The organism is Peribacillus sp. TH16 (assembly GCF_016651095.1).
Taxonomy (GTDB): domain Bacteria; phylum Bacillota; class Bacilli; order Bacillales; family DSM-1321; genus Peribacillus; species Peribacillus butanolivorans.
Window position 1 is genome coordinate 903,684 of sequence record NZ_JAEKEM010000009.1, and the last position, 18,259, is coordinate 921,942.

Below are 18,259 nucleotides of genomic sequence, written 5' to 3' on the forward strand. Positions count from 1 at the left end.
CATATAACCATAAAACCATATTACCCGCAATTAAATATTCTTAAAGCGAATAATCATTTATTTTCATGATATAAGTTTATATCATAGTTCTTCTTCATCATTTCAAAAACCTTATGGCGACTTTTCCATTCATCCTCTTTTTCCCACAGCTGCTTACTTTTATTAATGATTTCGCAACGAAGCAACTGAAACTCCTTCTCAGCTTTATCAAGCTTCTTTTTAATTAATATCATATATCCATATAACCCAAATGCTGCTGCTAAAAAAGAAAATGGCTGAAATGGTCAACAAAAACACTAAACATCTTAAAAAAAGAATAGGAATAAGGAACTACAATATAAAAATAAAGATAAATCAAAAAAAGAGCAGCAATAATCATTGTTGCCCATAAACTATGAAGATGTTTCTTTTTTAGAGCCTCGAACTTTTTTTTTCGATCTACAACGTTCTGCAGCATTTGCTTTGTTGCTTGATCCGTTTTTTCATCCAATAAAATAATTGTAGATTCCATTTTCCTTCCCCCTCATAACTACCCTTTAAGTCATAATATGAGATTGTCCAGAAAAAAATGATAAATAACTAGGCATGATTAGCCTCTTTGCGGAACAAACAAAAACTGTATGAAAGTAAAAAACACCCTGCCTCAAAAGACAGAGTGTTCATTATTATTTCTATTTCTTTATTGGAATTTTTAAAACCTGACCCTTGGAAATTTCATTGCCATTCAGTCCGTTCCAATCCTTAATTAGAGCAATTCCTTCCTGTGATTTGTAGTAATTCATGGAAATTCGGAATAATGTTTCTTCCGCTTTAACAGTATGTAAGACAACCTTATATTCATCCTTATTTGGCTTGACTGGTGCTCTTTCCGTTGTTTTTTTGTCTTCTGCTGCTTCTTTCTTGGCTTTTTCTTCAGCTATTTGCTTTGCCTTGGCTTTTTCCTCAGCTATTTGCTTTGCCTTAGCCTTTTCTTCAGCTATTTGCTTTGCTTTAGCTTTTTCTTCAGCTATTTGCTTTGCCTTAGCCTTTTCTTCAGCTTCTTGCTGCGCTTTAGCTTTTACTTCAGCCTTTTTCTTTGCTTGTTCCTTTTCTTCAGCCTTCTGCTTTTCTTTATCTTTCTTCTTCTCTGCTTCAGACTTGGCTGAATTTTTTTCTTCTTTCTCCAAATCATTATCTTTTAAATCATCTGCAGTTGCTGTAGTTGGTATCGTTTCTTTATCAGCGTCTTCATTTTCATTATAGTTCACTACTTGATCACTTCTTGTACCACGTTCAGGTTTTTCTTGAAGATATGTATTAAGACTGTAAAATCCAATCGGAAGCAAGATAAAAAACAACGATAATAACTTAATCATCGGAAACTTAATCTTCACTTTACTTTTTTTCTTTTTATTCTGATGGACTTGGCTACGCTTTGGCAGAGATGACTTCGCCTTCTGACGTTCGACTCGCGTCCCAAGTTCACCAGCCTGATCTTTGGCTTTCCCATTCTTTTTTACATCATTCATATAGGTCACCCCCTTTCTTGCTCAACCCGCTTTGCTTGTTTCCTCCTGATTAATACTCCAAGGATAAAGTCAATCAAAAAATGGGCCGTGATCGTCACCAGTAAATTATTTGTCCATTCAAACAGAAACCCGATAAAGAAGCTCAAAACCAAAACATTTAAAAATAAAAACCAATTAAATAAATAGCGATAATGAACCGCCGCAAAAATAATACTCGTCCATAGTAAACCAAGATGAGTTTGTAACACTCCACGAAATAATAATTCCTCACTTATTGCTACCACTAAAGCAACAACAAAAATCATCGAGTAAGACAGACTACTGAAAATGCGTTCGTTAATCCCACCATCATCTTGATAGGATGATGGCGTCACTCTCATCATAAATAGATCAAATAGAACGACTATAATTCCTGCAGGGATACCAAATAACAATATATTAAGGTCATTAAAGATAAATAAGTCGAAAAAAGTAGAACGATCATTAAATAAAATAATACCTAAAAAAAGGCTAACGTTAAGAGAATAATTTGTGTAAGAAACAAATTATATAGCAACTGCTTATCTGTTAGCTGTTTTATTAATTCAGCTTGCTTATTTTTCATCCCAATTTTCCTTCTTTAATAATATAAAAGCCAATTCCTGTTTCCAAGTGGTATAAGAATTAACTTGTTCTACCTTCACTGCGGGCAATAAATCGATCATCTTATTCGCATCCATTCCACAGAAGTCGCAGCAGAAAGGATTCAACTTTTGCTGCTTTTCATCAAAGTAATTCAGAATTCCCAAACGGCGACACTCCTGAGCATATATCCAATTGAGAAATCTATGCAATTTTTCCTGATTCCGGGACTTTCTCTTTTGACAATACTCTTTCATCTCTGCCATATGCTGTAAAGGATCTTGATTTCCTGTAAGAAACTGTGTAAAAAAACGAAGCTGAATATCATTTAAGGAAAAAGATTGAGACAGCTGTTCTTTTTCAGAAAGAGTCAAATTTGCTCCTATCTTTTTTGCTTCACTCAGGAAGGAACAAACACCCTCTATTTGCAAATCGGTCGGCAATTGTTGTTCCATCAAATGAAGGGGAAGCCCTTCATCTCCTTCACTATATAATAAGACTGCTACACTTTGTTTCCGATCACGCCCCGCCCTACCTATTTCCTGCAAATAAGATTCCATTGTAGAGGGCATATGAAAATGGATAACATATCTGACATCCGATTTATTTACACCCATACCAAAAGCACTCGTTGCGCATATTATTTTTAATTGGCCAGAAATGAATTGCTGCTGAATAAGCATTCTTTGTTCCTGATCCATGCCGCCATGATAAAAATTGACGCTATCTACCCCGTTTTCCTGTAAAAATCCAGTGACGGCTTCTGCCACCTTTTTAGATGAAAAATAAATAATGCCACTCCCCGTGAATTTTCTGACAAGCTCCAGAACACGGAATAGCTTTTCTTCGTAGCTGAATAGTCTCTCAGCAAGTATGGCAATATTATCCCTATCTACAGATGATACAGTTTCTTTAGCTTGATTGATATTGAGTTTTCCAATGATATCTTTCCGCACTTCTTTTGTTGCAGTTGCCGTTAAGGCGAGCGTTAGTGGATTGTTCAACTCACGTCTAACTTCTCCTAAATTCAAATAATCAGGTCGAAAATCATACCCCCATTGTGAGATACAGTGTGCTTCATCAATGACAAACAAACCTATGTCTAAGGTCTTTAAAGACTTTATCACACCCTCAAGGCTAAGCATTTCAGGAGATAAAAAAATAAACCGATACATATGTAAGCGATCGAAAGCCTCCCTTTTTTGATTTAACGTCAAAAAAGAATTAAGGGTTAATACACTTTTTTCACCTCTCATTTTGAGCTGATCTGCCTGATCCTGCATTAAAGATAATAACGGAGAAACTATTAAGGTCGTCTTATTCAAAAGGTAAGCAGGCAACTGATAACACAATGACTTACCTGACCCCGTTGGCAACATCGCTAAAGTATGACAGCCAGACATCAATGATTCAATCACTTCTTTTTGTCCTGGACGGAATTTATCAAATCCAAATTTTTCTTTTAAAACATGCTCTAAATTCATCATCCATCACCCAATTTCGCAAGTACAAGCCTTATTTGGAAAAAACTAATCTGTTTATTATCAACTTCCTGTTTGATTGCCTTTAGCTGCTTGGTATTGAGTTCCTTAATTGCAGCGATGATTTTCCTTTCAGCCTCATGGGATACATATTCAGCAATTGGAAAGCTTTTATCCGATAAGACAATTTCAACAAGATGATCTTCAATGGTGTTGACTTTTAAACGGCGGATTTCTGCTATTTCAAACAAAGTTTTACCTGCTTGAATATATCGCAATGTCGTTTGTGTAGAATGAGTCAAATGAGGATTGCCACTCCTTTGCCAATCACTGAATAAGGATGCCAAAATAGGGTAATCTGTTACCTGTTCTATTTCCGCAAGCATTTGATGTAACGAGTCAAGAAATGTAAAGCGCACATACTCTTCTTCTACATCTTTCCTTTTCGCAATCTGTTCAAACGTAAGTCCAATCCTGTTTACCCCTGTTAATTTCAAAATAAAAATATCTCGTTTTAAATTACTTTGCAGCTCTAATAACGATATCAGTTCTTCATAAAGATGCTGCGCAATCAACCCTCGGTCCTGGCGATTGTTTTGTAAGAATTCCTTTACAAAACATTGGATTTTGGGGTTTCGTTGTATAGGATAAAAACGTCTTTCATTGTGGACAATATGGGATATAGTTTGTATGAGTAAGTTTAATCTCCCCCAGAATATCGGGGTGATATTTTGATATTTCCAGCCATTTAAGGATGTTGGAAAAGGATTCTTCTTCAAATAATCGGTTAACTTTCTCCCGCCTTGCCCACTAATTATATAAGCATCGGTTTTATCGGTTATCTCAATGAAATTATGCTCATGAAATAGTTGAATGTTTTGATTTAATTGTTGTCGGGTAAAACGAGGTATTGTCCCAAATATATTCGTTAACCCGAATAAGTGGGCATCCTGGATTGTCTGTGACGACTTTTTGCCCTGTAGCATATGATAAATAGCATAAATAGAACGTTCGCCTTGAAATTTTTTTATTGCATATAGAATGATTACCTGTAGATAATTATTCATGGGACTCACATCCTTGTTTCAATTAACCAATTACACCTATTGTATCAAAAAACTGCAAAAATCGCCGTTTTTAATGATAAATACCATAAGAAATTGTGGCTAAATGACGAAGGAAAGCAAAGATCAAAATAATATTTTCTATATTTATCATTGACATTCCACATCATAATAGTTAGTATCAATACAATTTCTATTGAAAAGTTTGGCATTCGGTCTTACAATAGGAAAGAGATAATAATCTGAAATAAAAAGATTATCAGTTGTTAATCAACTTAGGAGGGGTTATATTCATGGCTAAATTTACAATTGTTGATAAAGAAACATGTATCGCTTGTGGAGCTTGCGGAGCAGCAGCACCGGATATATATGATTATGATGACGAAGGGATTGCATTTGTTACCCTTGACGATAACGAAGGTATCGTTGAAATTCCAGATGTACTTATAGATGACATGATGGACGCATTTGAAGGATGTCCAACAGATTCTATTAAAGTTGCTGACGAGGCATTTGACGGGGATGCACTAAAATTCGAATAAAGGTACAAGCCATTTTCAATCGAAAATGGCTTTTTTTTTGCTACTTATGTCCCTTCCCCTACTAACCAAATTAAACAGACAAAAAACCGGACATAAATATCCGGTTTTTTGTGTTTCTATAGTTAATGCCATTAAGCATTTTTATATAATACTTGCTTATTGATCCATGTCTGTAATTTAATAAACAACAACATGAATACAGAAGTGATAAGCACGCCTTTAATCACATTGAAAGGTAAGATTGCAGTCGTTACGAACTTCCTTGACTCGGGTGCCGACATTGCATCCCATCCCATAAAGAAGGTATATGCCGGTAAAAAGACATAATAGTTTAAAACACTCATAACTACCGCCATGGTAACTGTACCAGCAAGTAAAGCGAAAGTCATCCCTTTTTTTGAATTGATTTTTTTAAATACATAGTAAGTTGGCAAGACGAACAGTATTCCTGCTATAAAGTTAGCGATATGCCCCACAGGTACAGCAGTCATTGTCCCTGTCATGACTAAATCCAATAGGTTTTTAAGAAATTCAACTAGAATTCCAGCCATCGGACCGAAAATCAATGCTGCCATCAGTGCTGGAATGTCACTAAAATCAACATTCAGAAAAGGTGGAAATCCTGGAAACGGAAAATTCAAAAGCATCAATAGATATGAAATGCTTCCCAACATTGCCAGTGTGACCATTTTATTCACTTTGTTCTTTTTCATAGTTCTCTCTCCTTCTTTTTCTGATCTACCCGAAAAAGAGGTTAGTGCTCCTTCATCATGTTGATGTTCAATAAAAAACCCTTTAATTCCGACTGAATTAAAGGGATAAATTAAAGGTTTCATCAAACAAACGTTCAGTAAATGACTGTTTGAACGCAATCAGGAACCTCCATCTTCTCCCATCCAGACTATACTGTCGGCTTTGGAATCACACCAAATCCTGCCCCGTAAGGCTCGCGGGCTTAGAAGAATTATTTCTTCATCACCGCCGGTGGGGAATTACACCCCGCCCCGAAGATAGACCTATAAAATTTTATTTTACAAATTCCATTATATATGACTTTCCTTTTTTTGAATAGTTTTTTTTAATTTGAAAGTTTATATGAAGATATTCATTTTTCATGGCCACCATAATTTCTTACATATCAATGTATTAAAACAAAAATTATATTGACGATTATATCAATTTTAAGATTATTTAAAATAATTGTTCTTTTTCAAACAATAGATGATAAATCCATTATTATTGCGGACTTATACAATTATTTCACTTAATAATAATTATTTTAAGCGCTTACATTAATAAATGCCAAATTGACATATTCGGCATTTCAATTGTAAAATTAACTGAAATTTAAGATAATTTTTCCCTTAGGAAGGTGTTTACACGTGTATCGGATTTTAGTAGCAGATGCCATCAAACCCGAAGGACTCGGACCGCTATCAGAGGCATCCAATATCCTTCTTATTCAAAAGACAGTAGAAGAAGCATCAAACGAACTTGCTGAGATTGATGCAATACTTGTTAGAAGCGCAACAAAAGTTACGGAAGATTTAATGAACCGTATGCCACAGTTGAAAATTATTGCACGAGCTGGTGTCGGCGTTGATAATATTGACATCCCTGCTGCGACTAAACGTGGGATTGTCGTCGTTAATGCACCTGATGGCAATACCATTTCAACAGCTGAACATACATTTGCAATGATGGCTTCACTAATGCGCCACATTCCGCAAGCATATGCATCTCTGAAGAATGGGGAGTGGAAACGTTCTTCTTATACTGGAACAGAACTACGCGGTAAAACATTAGGTATAGTGGGTTTTGGACGTATCGGAGGAGAAATCGCCAAACGCGCAAAAGTTTTTGGTATGGAAGTCATTGTATTTGACCCATTCTTAACTGCTGATCGTGCAAAAAAAATGTCTGTCATTTCCCTGCCGTTAGATGAGTTACTTCCTAAAGCAGACATTATTACTGTTCATACACCTCTGACGAATGAAACTAGAGGATTAATAAATAAAGAAAAACTACTTACCTGTAAAAAGGGTGTTTATGTATTAAATTGTGCCCGTGGCGGAATTCTTGACGAAGATGATTTATATGAAATGATTGTTAAAGGGCATGTAGCAGGCGCAGCGTTGGACGTTTTCGTTGAAGAACCTCCGCTTGGCCATAAGCTACTTGAACTTGATAATGTCATTGCTACACCTCATTTAGGTGCTTCTACAAAAGAAGCTCAATTAAATGTTGCAGTACAGGTTGCACAAGAAGTGCTGACTTATTTTGAGGGAAATCCAGTTTCAAGTTCTATCAACCTTCCAGCCATTTCTAAAGAAGTGTTTGAAAAGGTTCAGCCATTTTATCAACTCGTACAGCAAATGGGATCAATTGCATCTCAATGTATGAAAGAAGGCATCCAAGAGATTTCCGTTACATATGCGGGAGAATCATTGGACTTTGATACAGCGATTTTGACAAAAAGTTTAATATCAGGCTTCTTTAAATCAAGAGTTGACGCTTCGGTCAATGAAGTGAATGCCTTGCTGATTGCAAAAGAGCGCGGTATTACCGTTGGCGAAAAAATCTCTGCAGACTCTTTAGGATATTCTAACCTGATCAGCCTTAAAGTAAAAGGTGATAACCGTGAACTAACAATCAGTGGCACTTACATTGAAAATTATGGTTCTCGTATTGTAAATTTGAATGGCTTCAAAATCGACTTCCATCCGGAAGAAAATTTACTATATATCCAACACACCGATAAACCTGGTGTAATTGGTAATGTAGGTAAGATACTTGGTGATCATGAAGTGAATATTGCAACCATGCAGGTAGGTCGAAAAGAAGCTGGCGGAGAAGCTATCATGGTTTTAAGTTTTGATAAACCATTAAGTGATAACATGAAGCAATTTTTAAAGGAAACAGAAGAAATTACATTCATGGCTCTCATTTCATTATAAGAAAAAAAGAATGTGCCCTTAATGCGGGCACATTCTTTTTTCTACGAGATTTTAGATACTCAGCAACCATTATCAAGATGTTTTATATAGCCCAGCTCCCTCTTCTTTTGACAACTTCCTCCCTTCAATTCACTTGGTTAGGGGCTTTGGGTACTACTATGTCTTCTGTTAGATTTAGATTGCCAACTTTTTCAATTGGAGCATTTTCAAACTTTACTCTGTTAAAGCCAAATTCCTTTGCAATAAAGAGAATAGCTTCTAAAGCTTGAAGAGAATCCTCACTATTTTCAATTGCCGCTTGTTCTGCTAATTGAATAGTCACAAGATCTCCATCTGAACTTATTTTTTCCCAAATTAAATCATCGGGGATAGCAGAAGATATCCCCTCTATGTCTGGCTCCTCTTTTCCTGCCTGAAGTGCCTCCTCAAAGTCTTGATAATCCATATTACTTGGTACAAGAAACTTTGGTGAGGATTCATCACTTTGATAAAGTAGAAATGTGCGTTTTTTTTGTTGAGGTATATCTGCTTCCTTTAAAAATCCTGCATGGGCAAACCTTGCACCTTGCTTTCCATCTGTAGCAAAGGTCATCTTCTCTATATTAAGATAGGACAGCGTCTCTTCCATCGTATGAAGAAAGAGGATATCCTCATCCAATAACTGGCTGTCTTCATGTAGCTCAATATGAGCAGTATTCATTTCGGTTCCTTGGGTAATCTCAATATCAAGCGGGAAATAGTCAGAGAGACCATATTGTTCCTCATTGATATCCGACATTTGATTAACTAACTGATTTAGAGTATCCGATTCATCATAACGATTGACAACAATTGAAATCGGGATGACAAAATTCTGTTGATTATCTGGCACACCCATGGTAATTGTCGATTTATTTTTCAGATTGCCTGGGTAAATTGCAGGAGCAAGGGCTACTGCCTTGTCCTTTTTTACCGGTTCACTATCGAAAACTTCTTCTTTAGTTTCTATATCTTCTTCACGCATACTCTGAAGCTTACTATTTTCCTCTTTGTCTTCGGCAGACTTATCTTTTACCTTTGCATCCTGTTGTTCATGATCTGGCAGGCTTTTAAGTTCAGAGACAGCTAATTTCTTATCGCTGCTCTCCTCTTTGCTTGTAGTCCCTTCTTTCCCAATAATCAGTGAAGAGGCCAAAACAACCATTAAGAATAAGGAGGCAACACCCACAATAAGAGGAAACCATTGTTTTTTCCGCTTTTTATTATGAATCCTTGCATACACCTCATCCTTTGTTCGTTTGTCTTTTACTTTCGGAAGCTGGTGAAGCATGTCTTCAATTTCGTTTTCTTTCCAACGGGGTTTTCTCAATGGGGTCATCCTCCTTTCCAGACAAATCTTCCATCATCTTTTTAATTGCTTTTAACGCACGATGCTGGGTTGTTTTAACCTTACTTTCACTCCAATTTAATACCTCCGCGGTTTCTGATATGGACAATGCTTGAATATATCGTAATATGATGACGGACCTTTGATCGACCGTGCATCGGTTCAAACATTGATATATATCATGGATATCATCATTCATAATAGCCACTTCATCCGGAATAGGCTGAGTATCTTTAATCATTTGCCTCTCCCAGTCGAAGTTAGAAAAGATTTTGTCTCTCCACCGTTTTTGTTTCCGAAAATAATCAATCGTCACATTTCTCGCAATAGAATATATCCACGTTTTTTCACTACTTTTTCCCTCGAATCGGTCATAGGCCTTCATAACCCTGATATAAACCTCTTGAACAAGGTCCTCTGCCGATTCCCGATTTTTAGTCATATAATAAATGAATTGATAAATTTCGTGATGATACTTTTCATAAAGATCGTGGAAAACGGAATCCATCATTTCCCCACATCCGTTCATAAATATAGTCGTCATTCATATATAAAAGTTACACTTTACATATGATCTTATTACAAAATTCAGTGAATTTCTATATAGAAGAGTCCTATTCACTAGAATATTACTAACCTGTTCTCTTTCTATGAAAAAAGACAAAGACAAGTTGGAAATAAATCCAATTGCCTTTGTCTCCACTGTTTCTTATGAAACAAGATTTTCTGGCAAACAACCAGTTATTCATTCAGTATTTTCCATTATTCGAGGTAGAATAATGCTGAATGTCGTCCCTTTTTTAGGTAAACTGTTTACCGAAATGTAGCCATCATGGGCATTAATGATATTTTTAACAATAGCCAATCCCAAGCCAGTACCCGAACGACCGCGTGTACGTGCTTTATCCGCTTTATAGAATCTCTCGAATACAAAGGGTAAATCCTCTTCAGGGATACCCGAACCAGAGTCCTTCACATCAATAATCAGCCCTCTTCGATCACTTGTCCTTTGAATGACATCAATGTTCCCGCCTGGAGGGGTATGTCGAATCGCATTATCAATTAAATTCGTCAATACCTGTTCAATTCTGTCGGGATCGAAACACCACTCGATTCCATTGTCTTGAAGATTAGTGGATATCGTTATCCCTTTTTCTTTAGCTAACCCGGAAAATTTGCTTGTAATCCTCTTTAAATAAGATGAAATAGGTATGCATTCATAGTTGAGACTCATTTTTCCTGATTCCAATTTAGCTAGATCGAGTAAATCATTGACTAAACGGCCCATTCTTAGAGATTCATCATAAATAATCCTGGCCATTTCCATTTTTTCCTCTTCACTTCCAGCTATGTCATCAACAATCGCTTCACTATATCCTTGCAGCATTGAAATCGGCGTTCTTAACTCATGAGAGACGTTTGCTATGAAATCAGTCCTAAGTTTGTCCATACGTCTTTCATCACTCATATCACGAATGATAGCTACTGCTCCGCGAATATTGTCGGCATTTGTATATAAAGGACTGACAATCAATCCCCAGTCCCTACCCTGCAATGTAATTTCCCCGACTTGCTCCTTATCGAAAGACTCTGATTCATCAAATAGATTCATCAGTACCAAAGGGACATTTACATTATCTTCCCGATTGTAGCCTTTTTCAAAGTACCAAGATTGCAGAAATCTTTCCGCTGGCGGATTTGTTTCCAGGATAGTTCCATCTTTATTGAAGGTAATGACCCCATCCGCCATACTACTAAGGATGCTCGAAAGATGTTCTTTTTCCTGGCTAAGAGCATTCATATTGAATTTCAATTGCTTTCTCATCTGATTAAATGCTATTGCCAACTCACCAATTTCATCCTGCGTCAAGATAGGCACCTTTGTATCAAATTTCCCCCTAGCAATGGCTAGGGCGGCTTCCCTCATCTTCACCAGCGGAGCATTGATCCTTGTAGATAAAAAGAAAGCAAAAATCGTTGTTAAAATAATTGCAATCCCTGCTGCCAAAAGAATGAATTGCGTTGTGGACTTAGTGGTTTCTTCCATGGATTCCAAGGATTGAAATAAGAAGACCTCGTCCTGCTCCCCATTTAGTTCAAGTGGCACTCCGACAACGATTGCAGATAATTCCTTATTTCCATTGTCATCAGATAGCGCCATTTCTTTTTTTACAGTCTTTCTTTCCGTAAAAACTTTCTGCAAATCGGGATCATTTTTAATTGACTCTGGCGTAATTTTAATCTCCTTATCACCGATTGATGAGAATATCATTTTGTCATCATTAAGGATAATCATTTTCGTTTCGTCGCCTATCAATTCCGAAGCTATTTGTAAAACATAATTGCTAGAGCCCTGATGATCATTTGTAACCTCTATGATCTGCTCTGCCGTTTTGGTTAAATCATTTTCAATATTTTCAATTTGAAAATTCTGAAAGAATTCTACTAATAGAACGGTTAAAACGATTAATACAAATGACACGAGCAAAAGAATGGTTGCCCAAAGCTTCCCTACAACACTGCCCCATAACATCAGTCATTAATAACTTCGAACTTGTAACCGACACCCCAAACAGTGACAATCATCTTGGCAGCATTTTCGGATATACGGTTTAATTTTTCACGTAGGCGTTTAACATGCGTGTCAACAGTTCGAAGGTCTCCAAAGAATTCATAATGCCACACTTCTTTTAACAATTGCTCGCGATCAAATACTTTATCAGGTGATTTCGCTAAGAAATACAATAATTCATATTCTTTTGGTGTCAAAGATACCTCTTTATCATCAGCAAGTACACGATGTGCATCATTATCAATTGTTAAATGGGAAAAGACAATCACATCTTTTGTCGTCGTTTCGGTCTGAACGTAACTCGTGCTTGAAGAACGGCGTAATAACGCTTTCACCCTTAACACAACTTCACGAGGACTGAATGGTTTGACAATATAATCATCAGTTCCTACTTCAAATCCTTGGACCCGATTGACTTCTTCTCCTTTTGCAGTAAGCATGATTATAGGTGTTGTTTTTTTCTCTCTTAACTCACGGCAAACTTCGATTCCATCTTTACCTGGCATCATAATATCCAATAAAATTAAATCATAATCATTTTCAAGAGCTTTTGATAAAGCAACATCTCCATTTTCAGCTTCATCAATTATGTATTCTTCTCTTTCCAAATACATTTTTAACAAACGGCGGATTCTTTCTTCATCATCCACCACGAGAACTTTAATAGCATTATACATTATGTAATCAGCCTCCCTACATATATTTTACAAAATGAAAACTTCTATGACTAATATTTTTTCCTTCCAAAGTACGATAAATAGCCAATTCTGTTTAGCTTCTATGAACTATTCACCATTTTGTCACAATAAACACACTCCTTCTGTTCCCTCACTAATGCCTGCTGTTATTTCCCCCGGAATAACATGGAAATAAAAGTATAGAAAAAGGGATCATTCTTAGAAACATCGATAAGTATTCTCCTCGATGTTTCTACCAAAAGACCCCCTTAATCTAATTTATTAAATTACCGAATCAAGCATACGAATGCAAACCAGCAATAACAAGATTAACAAATATTAAGTTAAATATCATAATAGCAAAACCGATAACGGCTAGCCATGCTGATTTTTCTCCCTGCCAACCCTTTGACATACGCAAATGTAAGAAAGCGGCATAAAACAGCCAGGTAACCAGTGCCCAAACTTCTTTCGGATCCCATCCCCAGAATCGTGTCCAGGCAACTTGAGCCCAGATCATGGCAAAAATGAGGGCTCCAAGTGTAAAGATTGGAAAACCGATAAGAACCGAACGATAACTGATTTCATCCAATAAATTCAAATTTACATTTTTGACAATCGGTTTGATCAATGCGGCAACTCTTTTACGAGAAATCAGTCTAATCAGACCATAAAGAACGAGTCCGATTCCCATCGACCAAATGACTGTATTCAGTTTCTTAGCATTAATTATCGCAGGCATGTTCACCAGTGGTTCAAATCGTTCTGTATCAGTTAGTTCCCCTTCATGGGGACCTACAAGTGCAGGAAGGTTAAATTCCTGTTTAGCCAGCTCATCATGTTTATCGACCCAATCAAAATTCGCTTTATAGTCCATGGCTGCGAAAGTTGAAGTGATAATGACAAAACCTATGGTACTTACTAACGTGTACATGATGATTTCGAGCCAGAACGTTCGTTTGCTAGATTGAGATTGATCTACGAATTTGACTAAATAAATTATAGCAGCAATAAAACTAATCGCAAGGATAGACTGTCCTGCTGCTGCAGTTGTTACATGAATATGAAGCCAATCACTCTGCAGTGCAGGAATGAGCGGTGAAATTTCTGTTGGGAACATACTTGCATATGCGATAATTAATAAGGCAATAGGTAAGGCAAATAGCCCAAGAGCAGGCAATTTATAAAGGAAATAAATTAATATGAAAGCACCAACCAGCATCATTCCGAAAAAGGTTGTAAATTCAAATAGATTACTTACCGGCGCATGCCCGGCAGCAATCCACCTAGTGATAAAATATCCAATTTGTGAAGCAAAACCGAGAATGGTAATCATAATCCCCAATTTAGCCCATTTGTTTTGTTTCTTTTCCTCTGCTCCTCGTTTATCCTTAATCGATCCTCCGAATAGAAAGGTAGCAATCAGATATAAAATAAAAGCTGCATATAAAAAGTTACTGCTTAATTCAGCCATTTAAAACTTCCCCCTTAGTAGAAGATTTCTCCTCCTCAAGTTGATCCGATGGTTCGCAAAGAGAAGTGGATTCTATCGCATGTTTTATATCCCTTTTAATACCGTGCCAGTTTTTGTTTGTATGGCCGGAAATTAATATCTCCTCATTTTTCCTTTTAATCCAAATACGTCGGTGATTCCAATATGAACCTTGGACAACACCTACCATAAAAATGATTCCGCCTGTGAACAAAATCCACAGTGTAAGGTCTTTTCTAACCGTCAAAGCAGTGACATCTTTAGTTTCTACACCATTAAAAGCCATTTTATATGTATTTTCACCTAATGGTTCCACAGTCTCTTTTATCGCAACAAAACTAACTTCACCATCTGGTTTATCCGGTGTGTACATTTTAAAGATAAATGCCGGATTATTCGGAATCTTCGATATCGTTCTTGGGTGGCCTTTTTCATCGAACTCGAAATCTGGGAAGTAACTGATTAAATCTACTGAATATCCCTTATTTAATTCGTATTTCTTTTGAGGGTTATTCAAATCAACCTTCAAGCTTCCATAATTCTCTTCGGTTTTTTTATTAATTAAATTAAAAGCCATCGTACTAAGTTCATCTAATTTATAGTCCACTTGGTAGAGAGCATAATGATCATGTTTCAAAGGTTCATTGACTTTAATTTTAAAATCTTTGAGCTTATCAAGGTCCACTTTTTCCCCAGGTATCGTTTCTCTCTGAGCCTCGTATAGTGTGACATCGGATTGATAGGTTTTAGCTATTGTACCGGTTTTGTCTATTGCAGCACTGTATTGCTCATCCTCTTTATTTTCCTTGTCATACACCTCTAAGGTAAACCCATTATTCTGGAGATAATATTCCCCATTTGTACCCGGAATTTCTTTCGTCTCGCCTTCTCGGAGCCAGAGAACTTTGTCAATATACATCCCGGGGACAGAGCGCAATAACGCCCCAATTAAAAAAATGATAAGTCCGATATGGTTTACGTAGGGTCCCCAACGTGAAAAACGGCCTTTTTCAGCAAGAATATTACCGCTTTCCTCTCGTATATGATAACGCTGCTTTTTCAATCTTTTTTTCACATCTTCAAGGTCGATATCTTGTTCATCCAGCTTTGTCACTCCATAAATTCTCTGACGTTTCATAAAACCGTCATGACGTGTGACTCCTTGTTTCTTCAATGAACGATATAAAGGAAAAAAGCGATCAATGCTGGCAATCAAAAGTGATATGCCTAACATGCCAATAATAATCAAATACCACCATGAACTATACAAATTATGAAATCCAAGTTCATAATACACCTTTCCGAACCAGCCGTATTCTAATTCATAATGCTCTGCTGGCGTCGCAGTCGAAGGGATGTACATTTCCTGTGGCAATATTGTACCAATCGCTGAAGCAACTAAGGCAATGACAATGAGCGTCACTCCTACCTTAACGGAAGAAAAAAAGTTCCATATCTTATCAATGATTGTTTTTTTATAAGTTTGTGAGCGTCTGGCACTACCTTCATATCGCATATCAATAAGCTTGTTTTCTTTTTCGTTTCCAAGTACCATCCCGCATTTACCACAAATTTTTGTACCAAACGGATTTACATGACCACAATCGCATTTTACTTCATTCATGTCAAAAACTCCCCAATATTATGGTTTAATTCTCTCCATATGCTTTTGGATGCTCTCTTCTGTCAAAGCTCCGGTAATGATATCTACCACTTCTCCCTCTTTATCAATCAAAAAGGTGACCGGCAAAATATCCACGCGATATGCATTCTCTACTTTACTACCATTATCGATCATGACAGGAAAGGTAAGATTATGTTTTGCAATAAAATTGTTGACAGCATAGTCAGATTCCCCAACATTCACGGCTAATATCTCAACGCCCTGGTCTTTGTAGTTTTTATATTGACTTTCCATATAAGGCATTTCATATTCACATGGCTTACAATATGTACCCCAAAAGTTCAAAAAGACACCTTTTCCTTTATAGTCGGACAACTTATGCTCTTTGCCTTCCATATCCGTCAAAACGAAATTAGGTGCATCTGATCCTTTTCGAAGACTTTCATTCTTTTCTTTAGTGAAGTTTGTATAAAGGGCAAACACTAAAGCTGCACCTAACAGCAGAAGAATGATGGTTCTGCTAACTAGGCGTCGCTTTTTTTTATCCATAGAAATCCTCCTAAGGCAACACTAAAATTTAACCATACCATCATACCATTTAACACTATGTCCATATTTTTTACATTTCCGAAGGTTTTGTGACACTCTTTTCCGATTTAGGAAAGAAAGGGTATTTACAGGTTGTTTTCCACCACCTATCCCTCTAGTTAGAAGAATGGGGTAGTGGTTTCAACCTATTAATACGGGATAACTTCTTTCTTACATTCTCCGTTGTTTAGGCTCGGTTGTTGCTAAAGTTCGCATTAATTTGACTTCATGTGGAGTCAATTCACGGGAGTCACCAGCAGTTAAACCTGCTAAAGTTAAAAAGCCATATTGTTCCCGCTTCAATTTAATTACAGGATGACCAATTGCTTCAAACATCCGGCGGACTTGTCGATTTCTTCCTTCGTGTATAGTGATTTCCACAATAGCCGTTTGCTTTTTTTTGTCGGTTGACAGAACCCTAGTCTTAGCTGGAGCTGTCTTACCGTCCTCCAATTTGATTCCCTTTTCTAACTTTTTCAAGCTTTCACGTAATGGCATTCCTTTCACTTTTGCCACATACACTTTATCTACTTCATGTTTCGGATGCATTAACGTGTTTGCAAACTCACCATCATTCGTTAAAAGCAATAAACCAGAAGTATCATAATCCAGGCGGCCAACTGGATAAATCCGTTCACTAATGTAAGGGAAATAGTCCGTTACAACTTTTCTATTCTTGTCATCCGAAACTGCAGATATAACACCACGCGGTTTATAAAATAAGAAATAAACCGGAGCTTCTTTTTCAAGTGGGACTTCATTAACCTGAACCTTGTCATTAGGACCGACCTTCACACCCAATTCCTTCACTACTTTGCCGTTCACTTTTACCTTACCTTCTAAAATCAACTCTTCTGCCTTACGACGGGAAGCCAGTCCAGCATGAGCTATCACCTTTTGTAATCGTTCCATCTATCTTCACCCCATAGTATAATCATTCGTTTGTTATTGTCTATACATACACAATCATACAATTATTACATATAGAGAGGCAAAAACAAAAGGTTTTTCGTGATTAAGAGCTTATCTTTTATTATTACACCAATTATACAGACGGTTAAATGGGTTGGTTTCCATAATGAGTGTAACATAGCTTATTTTTCCATACAAAAAAATGTATCTTTTGATGAAGGTTTGATTTTAATAAAAAATACTTGTTGGCCTTTTGCAAAAAAACAGTTTACGTATAAGGACAAAAAAAGAAATGGAATGATCCATTTCCGTGACTTTTATTTCATTCCGAATACGAGAGTTACAACGACAACAGCAGCTACAATTCCGATTAGATCCGCTAATAGACCAACCTTGAGCGCATCACCCATTTTCTTGATTCCCACAGCTCCAAAATAAACGGTCAAAACATAGAATGTGGTATCTGTGCTACCCTGAATGGTGGCAGCTAAGCGCCCAACGAAGGAATCCGGCCCATAAACTGAAATTAAGTCACTGGTCATTCCTAAAGCTGCCGTACCTGATATCGGGCGGATTATCGCAAGTGGTAAAACCTCTGCTGGAAAATGAAGCATGGCAAGCAATGGATTTAATAAATGTACAATAAAATCCAGTGCCCCCGATGCCCTAAATACGGAAATGGCCACAAGCATTCCTACTAAGAAAGGTATAAGGGAAAAGGACATGCTAATTCCTTCCTTCCCCCCCTCGACGAAGGTCTCATAGGTAGGAACTTTTTTCAATGTCCCGTAAAGTAATATTGTTAGAATCAAAAGCGGTATCATCCAAATTGAAATGGTGGTCATCCAGTGCAAC

The 18,259-nt window shown here is 36.9% G+C and carries 16 protein-coding genes, 1 pseudogene and 1 riboswitch; of the genes and pseudogenes, 2 read left to right on the forward strand and 15 right to left on the reverse strand.

Features of this window, described 5'->3' with window-relative positions:
- Positions 1-53: 53 nt before the first annotated feature.
- The 5 genes and pseudogenes from JFV29_RS31755 to JFV29_RS18350 form a co-directional block, all read right to left on the reverse strand.
- Positions 54-511: pseudogene (locus JFV29_RS31755) on the reverse strand (YpbF family protein).
- Between the two features lie 160 nt (positions 512-671).
- Positions 672-1,508 carry a LysM peptidoglycan-binding domain-containing protein gene (locus JFV29_RS18335; RefSeq protein ID WP_201185665.1) on the reverse strand — a complete coding sequence of 279 codons (837 nt, stop codon included), beginning with the start codon at positions 1,506-1,508 and terminating at the stop codon, positions 672-674.
- 5 nt (positions 1,509-1,513) lie between these two features.
- The gene (locus JFV29_RS31475) at positions 1,514-1,891 is read right to left on the reverse strand and encodes a CPBP family intramembrane glutamic endopeptidase (RefSeq protein ID WP_342366576.1); all 378 of its coding nucleotides are present in this window, start codon (positions 1,889-1,891) and stop codon (positions 1,514-1,516) included.
- A gap of 210 nt (positions 1,892-2,101) precedes the next feature.
- On the reverse strand, positions 2,102-3,613 hold the full coding sequence (locus JFV29_RS18345) for a RecQ family ATP-dependent DNA helicase (RefSeq protein WP_201185666.1): 1,512 nt from the start codon (positions 3,611-3,613) through the stop codon (positions 2,102-2,104).
- A complete protein-coding gene (locus JFV29_RS18350; RefSeq protein ID WP_201185668.1) occupies positions 3,613-4,677 on the reverse strand; it encodes a helix-turn-helix domain-containing protein in 1,065 nt (354 codons plus the stop codon). Before JFV29_RS18350 ends, JFV29_RS18345 begins: the two co-directional genes overlap by 1 nt.
- A gap of 290 nt (positions 4,678-4,967) precedes the next feature.
- On the opposite strand from JFV29_RS18350, the gene JFV29_RS18355 reads away from it, so the two are divergent.
- A complete protein-coding gene (locus tag JFV29_RS18355) occupies positions 4,968-5,216 on the forward strand; it encodes a ferredoxin (RefSeq protein ID WP_034308087.1) in 249 nt (82 codons plus the stop codon).
- A gap of 131 nt (positions 5,217-5,347) precedes the next feature.
- Here the strand turns inward: JFV29_RS18355 and JFV29_RS18360 are convergent, their stop codons facing one another.
- Positions 5,348-5,929: an ECF transporter S component gene (locus JFV29_RS18360; RefSeq protein ID WP_053348127.1), complete on the reverse strand. Its 582-nt coding sequence runs from the start codon at positions 5,927-5,929 to the stop codon at positions 5,348-5,350.
- Between the two features lie 167 nt (positions 5,930-6,096).
- Positions 6,097-6,232: riboswitch (FMN riboswitch) on the reverse strand.
- A gap of 366 nt (positions 6,233-6,598) precedes the next feature.
- On the opposite strand from JFV29_RS18360, the gene serA reads away from it, so the two are divergent.
- Positions 6,599-8,173, forward strand: a complete 1,575-nt coding sequence (gene serA / locus JFV29_RS18365) for a phosphoglycerate dehydrogenase (protein WP_201185669.1) — start codon at positions 6,599-6,601, stop codon at positions 8,171-8,173.
- Positions 8,174-8,297: 124 nt separating this feature from the next.
- On the opposite strand, the gene JFV29_RS18370 is transcribed toward serA, so the two are convergent.
- From JFV29_RS18370 to JFV29_RS18410, 9 genes are all read right to left on the reverse strand, one after another.
- Positions 8,298-9,521 carry a hypothetical protein gene (locus JFV29_RS18370; RefSeq protein WP_201185670.1) on the reverse strand — a complete coding sequence of 408 codons (1,224 nt, stop codon included), beginning with the start codon at positions 9,519-9,521 and terminating at the stop codon, positions 8,298-8,300.
- The gene (gene sigX / locus JFV29_RS18375) at positions 9,487-10,047 is read right to left on the reverse strand and encodes an RNA polymerase sigma factor SigX (RefSeq protein ID WP_201187932.1); all 561 of its coding nucleotides are present in this window, start codon (positions 10,045-10,047) and stop codon (positions 9,487-9,489) included. Before sigX ends, JFV29_RS18370 begins: the two co-directional genes overlap by 35 nt.
- A 237-nt stretch (positions 10,048-10,284) precedes the next feature.
- Positions 10,285-12,075 (reverse strand): ATP-binding protein, encoded by a 1,791-nt coding sequence (locus tag JFV29_RS18380; protein WP_201187934.1) that lies wholly within the window; start codon positions 12,073-12,075, stop codon positions 10,285-10,287.
- Positions 12,072-12,788 (reverse strand): response regulator, encoded by a 717-nt coding sequence (locus JFV29_RS18385; RefSeq protein ID WP_053346821.1) that lies wholly within the window; start codon positions 12,786-12,788, stop codon positions 12,072-12,074. The genes JFV29_RS18380 and JFV29_RS18385 overlap by 4 nt, the downstream gene beginning before the upstream one ends.
- A gap of 295 nt (positions 12,789-13,083) precedes the next feature.
- Complete coding sequence (gene ccsB, locus JFV29_RS18390; RefSeq protein ID WP_056525138.1) at positions 13,084-14,262, reverse strand: c-type cytochrome biogenesis protein CcsB; 1,179 nt, start codon at positions 14,260-14,262, stop codon at positions 13,084-13,086.
- Positions 14,255-15,904, reverse strand: a complete 1,650-nt coding sequence (gene resB / locus JFV29_RS18395) for a cytochrome c biogenesis protein ResB (protein ID WP_201185671.1) — start codon at positions 15,902-15,904, stop codon at positions 14,255-14,257. The genes ccsB and resB overlap by 8 nt, the downstream gene beginning before the upstream one ends.
- An 18-nt stretch (positions 15,905-15,922) precedes the next feature.
- The gene (resA, locus tag JFV29_RS18400) at positions 15,923-16,453 is read right to left on the reverse strand and encodes a thiol-disulfide oxidoreductase ResA (protein ID WP_056525144.1); all 531 of its coding nucleotides are present in this window, start codon (positions 16,451-16,453) and stop codon (positions 15,923-15,925) included.
- A gap of 210 nt (positions 16,454-16,663) precedes the next feature.
- Positions 16,664-17,404 (reverse strand): 23S rRNA pseudouridine(2605) synthase RluB, encoded by a 741-nt coding sequence (gene rluB / locus JFV29_RS18405; RefSeq protein ID WP_053346825.1) that lies wholly within the window; start codon positions 17,402-17,404, stop codon positions 16,664-16,666.
- Positions 17,405-17,721: 317 nt separating this feature from the next.
- Positions 17,722-18,249, reverse strand: a complete 528-nt coding sequence (locus JFV29_RS18410; RefSeq protein ID WP_446728268.1) for a spore maturation protein — start codon at positions 18,247-18,249, stop codon at positions 17,722-17,724.
- Positions 18,250-18,259 lie beyond the last annotated feature (10 nt).

What these genes read in the sequence shown, in the direction of transcription:
- JFV29_RS18335 (WP_201185665.1), bottom strand. Translation starts at nt 1,508, where the DNA reads ATGAATGATGTAAAAAAGAATGGGAAAGCCAAAGATCAGGCTGGTGAA.
- JFV29_RS18350 (WP_201185668.1), bottom strand. Translation starts at nt 4,677, where the DNA reads ATGAATAATTATCTACAGGTAATCATTCTATATGCAATAAAAAAATTT.
- JFV29_RS31475 (WP_342366576.1), bottom strand. Translation starts at nt 1,891, where the DNA reads ATGATGAGAGTGACGCCATCATCCTATCAAGATGATGGTGGGATTAAC.
- sigX (WP_201187932.1), bottom strand. Translation starts at nt 10,047, where the DNA reads ATGGATTCCGTTTTCCACGATCTTTATGAAAAGTATCATCACGAAATT.
- rluB (WP_053346825.1), bottom strand. Translation starts at nt 17,404, where the DNA reads ATGGAACGATTACAAAAGGTGATAGCTCATGCTGGACTGGCTTCCCGT.
- JFV29_RS18385 (WP_053346821.1), bottom strand. Translation starts at nt 12,788, where the DNA reads ATGTATAATGCTATTAAAGTTCTCGTGGTGGATGATGAAGAAAGAATC.
- ccsB (WP_056525138.1), bottom strand. Translation starts at nt 14,262, where the DNA reads ATGGCTGAATTAAGCAGTAACTTTTTATATGCAGCTTTTATTTTATAT.
- JFV29_RS18355 (WP_034308087.1), top strand. Translation starts at nt 4,968, where the DNA reads ATGGCTAAATTTACAATTGTTGATAAAGAAACATGTATCGCTTGTGGA.
- JFV29_RS18410 (WP_446728268.1), bottom strand. Translation starts at nt 18,249, where the DNA reads ATGACCACCATTTCAATTTGGATGATACCGCTTTTGATTCTAACAATA.
- resA (WP_056525144.1), bottom strand. Translation starts at nt 16,453, where the DNA reads ATGGATAAAAAAAAGCGACGCCTAGTTAGCAGAACCATCATTCTTCTG.
- JFV29_RS18360 (WP_053348127.1), bottom strand. Translation starts at nt 5,929, where the DNA reads ATGAAAAAGAACAAAGTGAATAAAATGGTCACACTGGCAATGTTGGGA.
- JFV29_RS18345 (WP_201185666.1), bottom strand. Translation starts at nt 3,613, where the DNA reads ATGAATTTAGAGCATGTTTTAAAAGAAAAATTTGGATTTGATAAATTC.
- resB (WP_201185671.1), bottom strand. Translation starts at nt 15,904, where the DNA reads ATGAATGAAGTAAAATGCGATTGTGGTCATGTAAATCCGTTTGGTACA.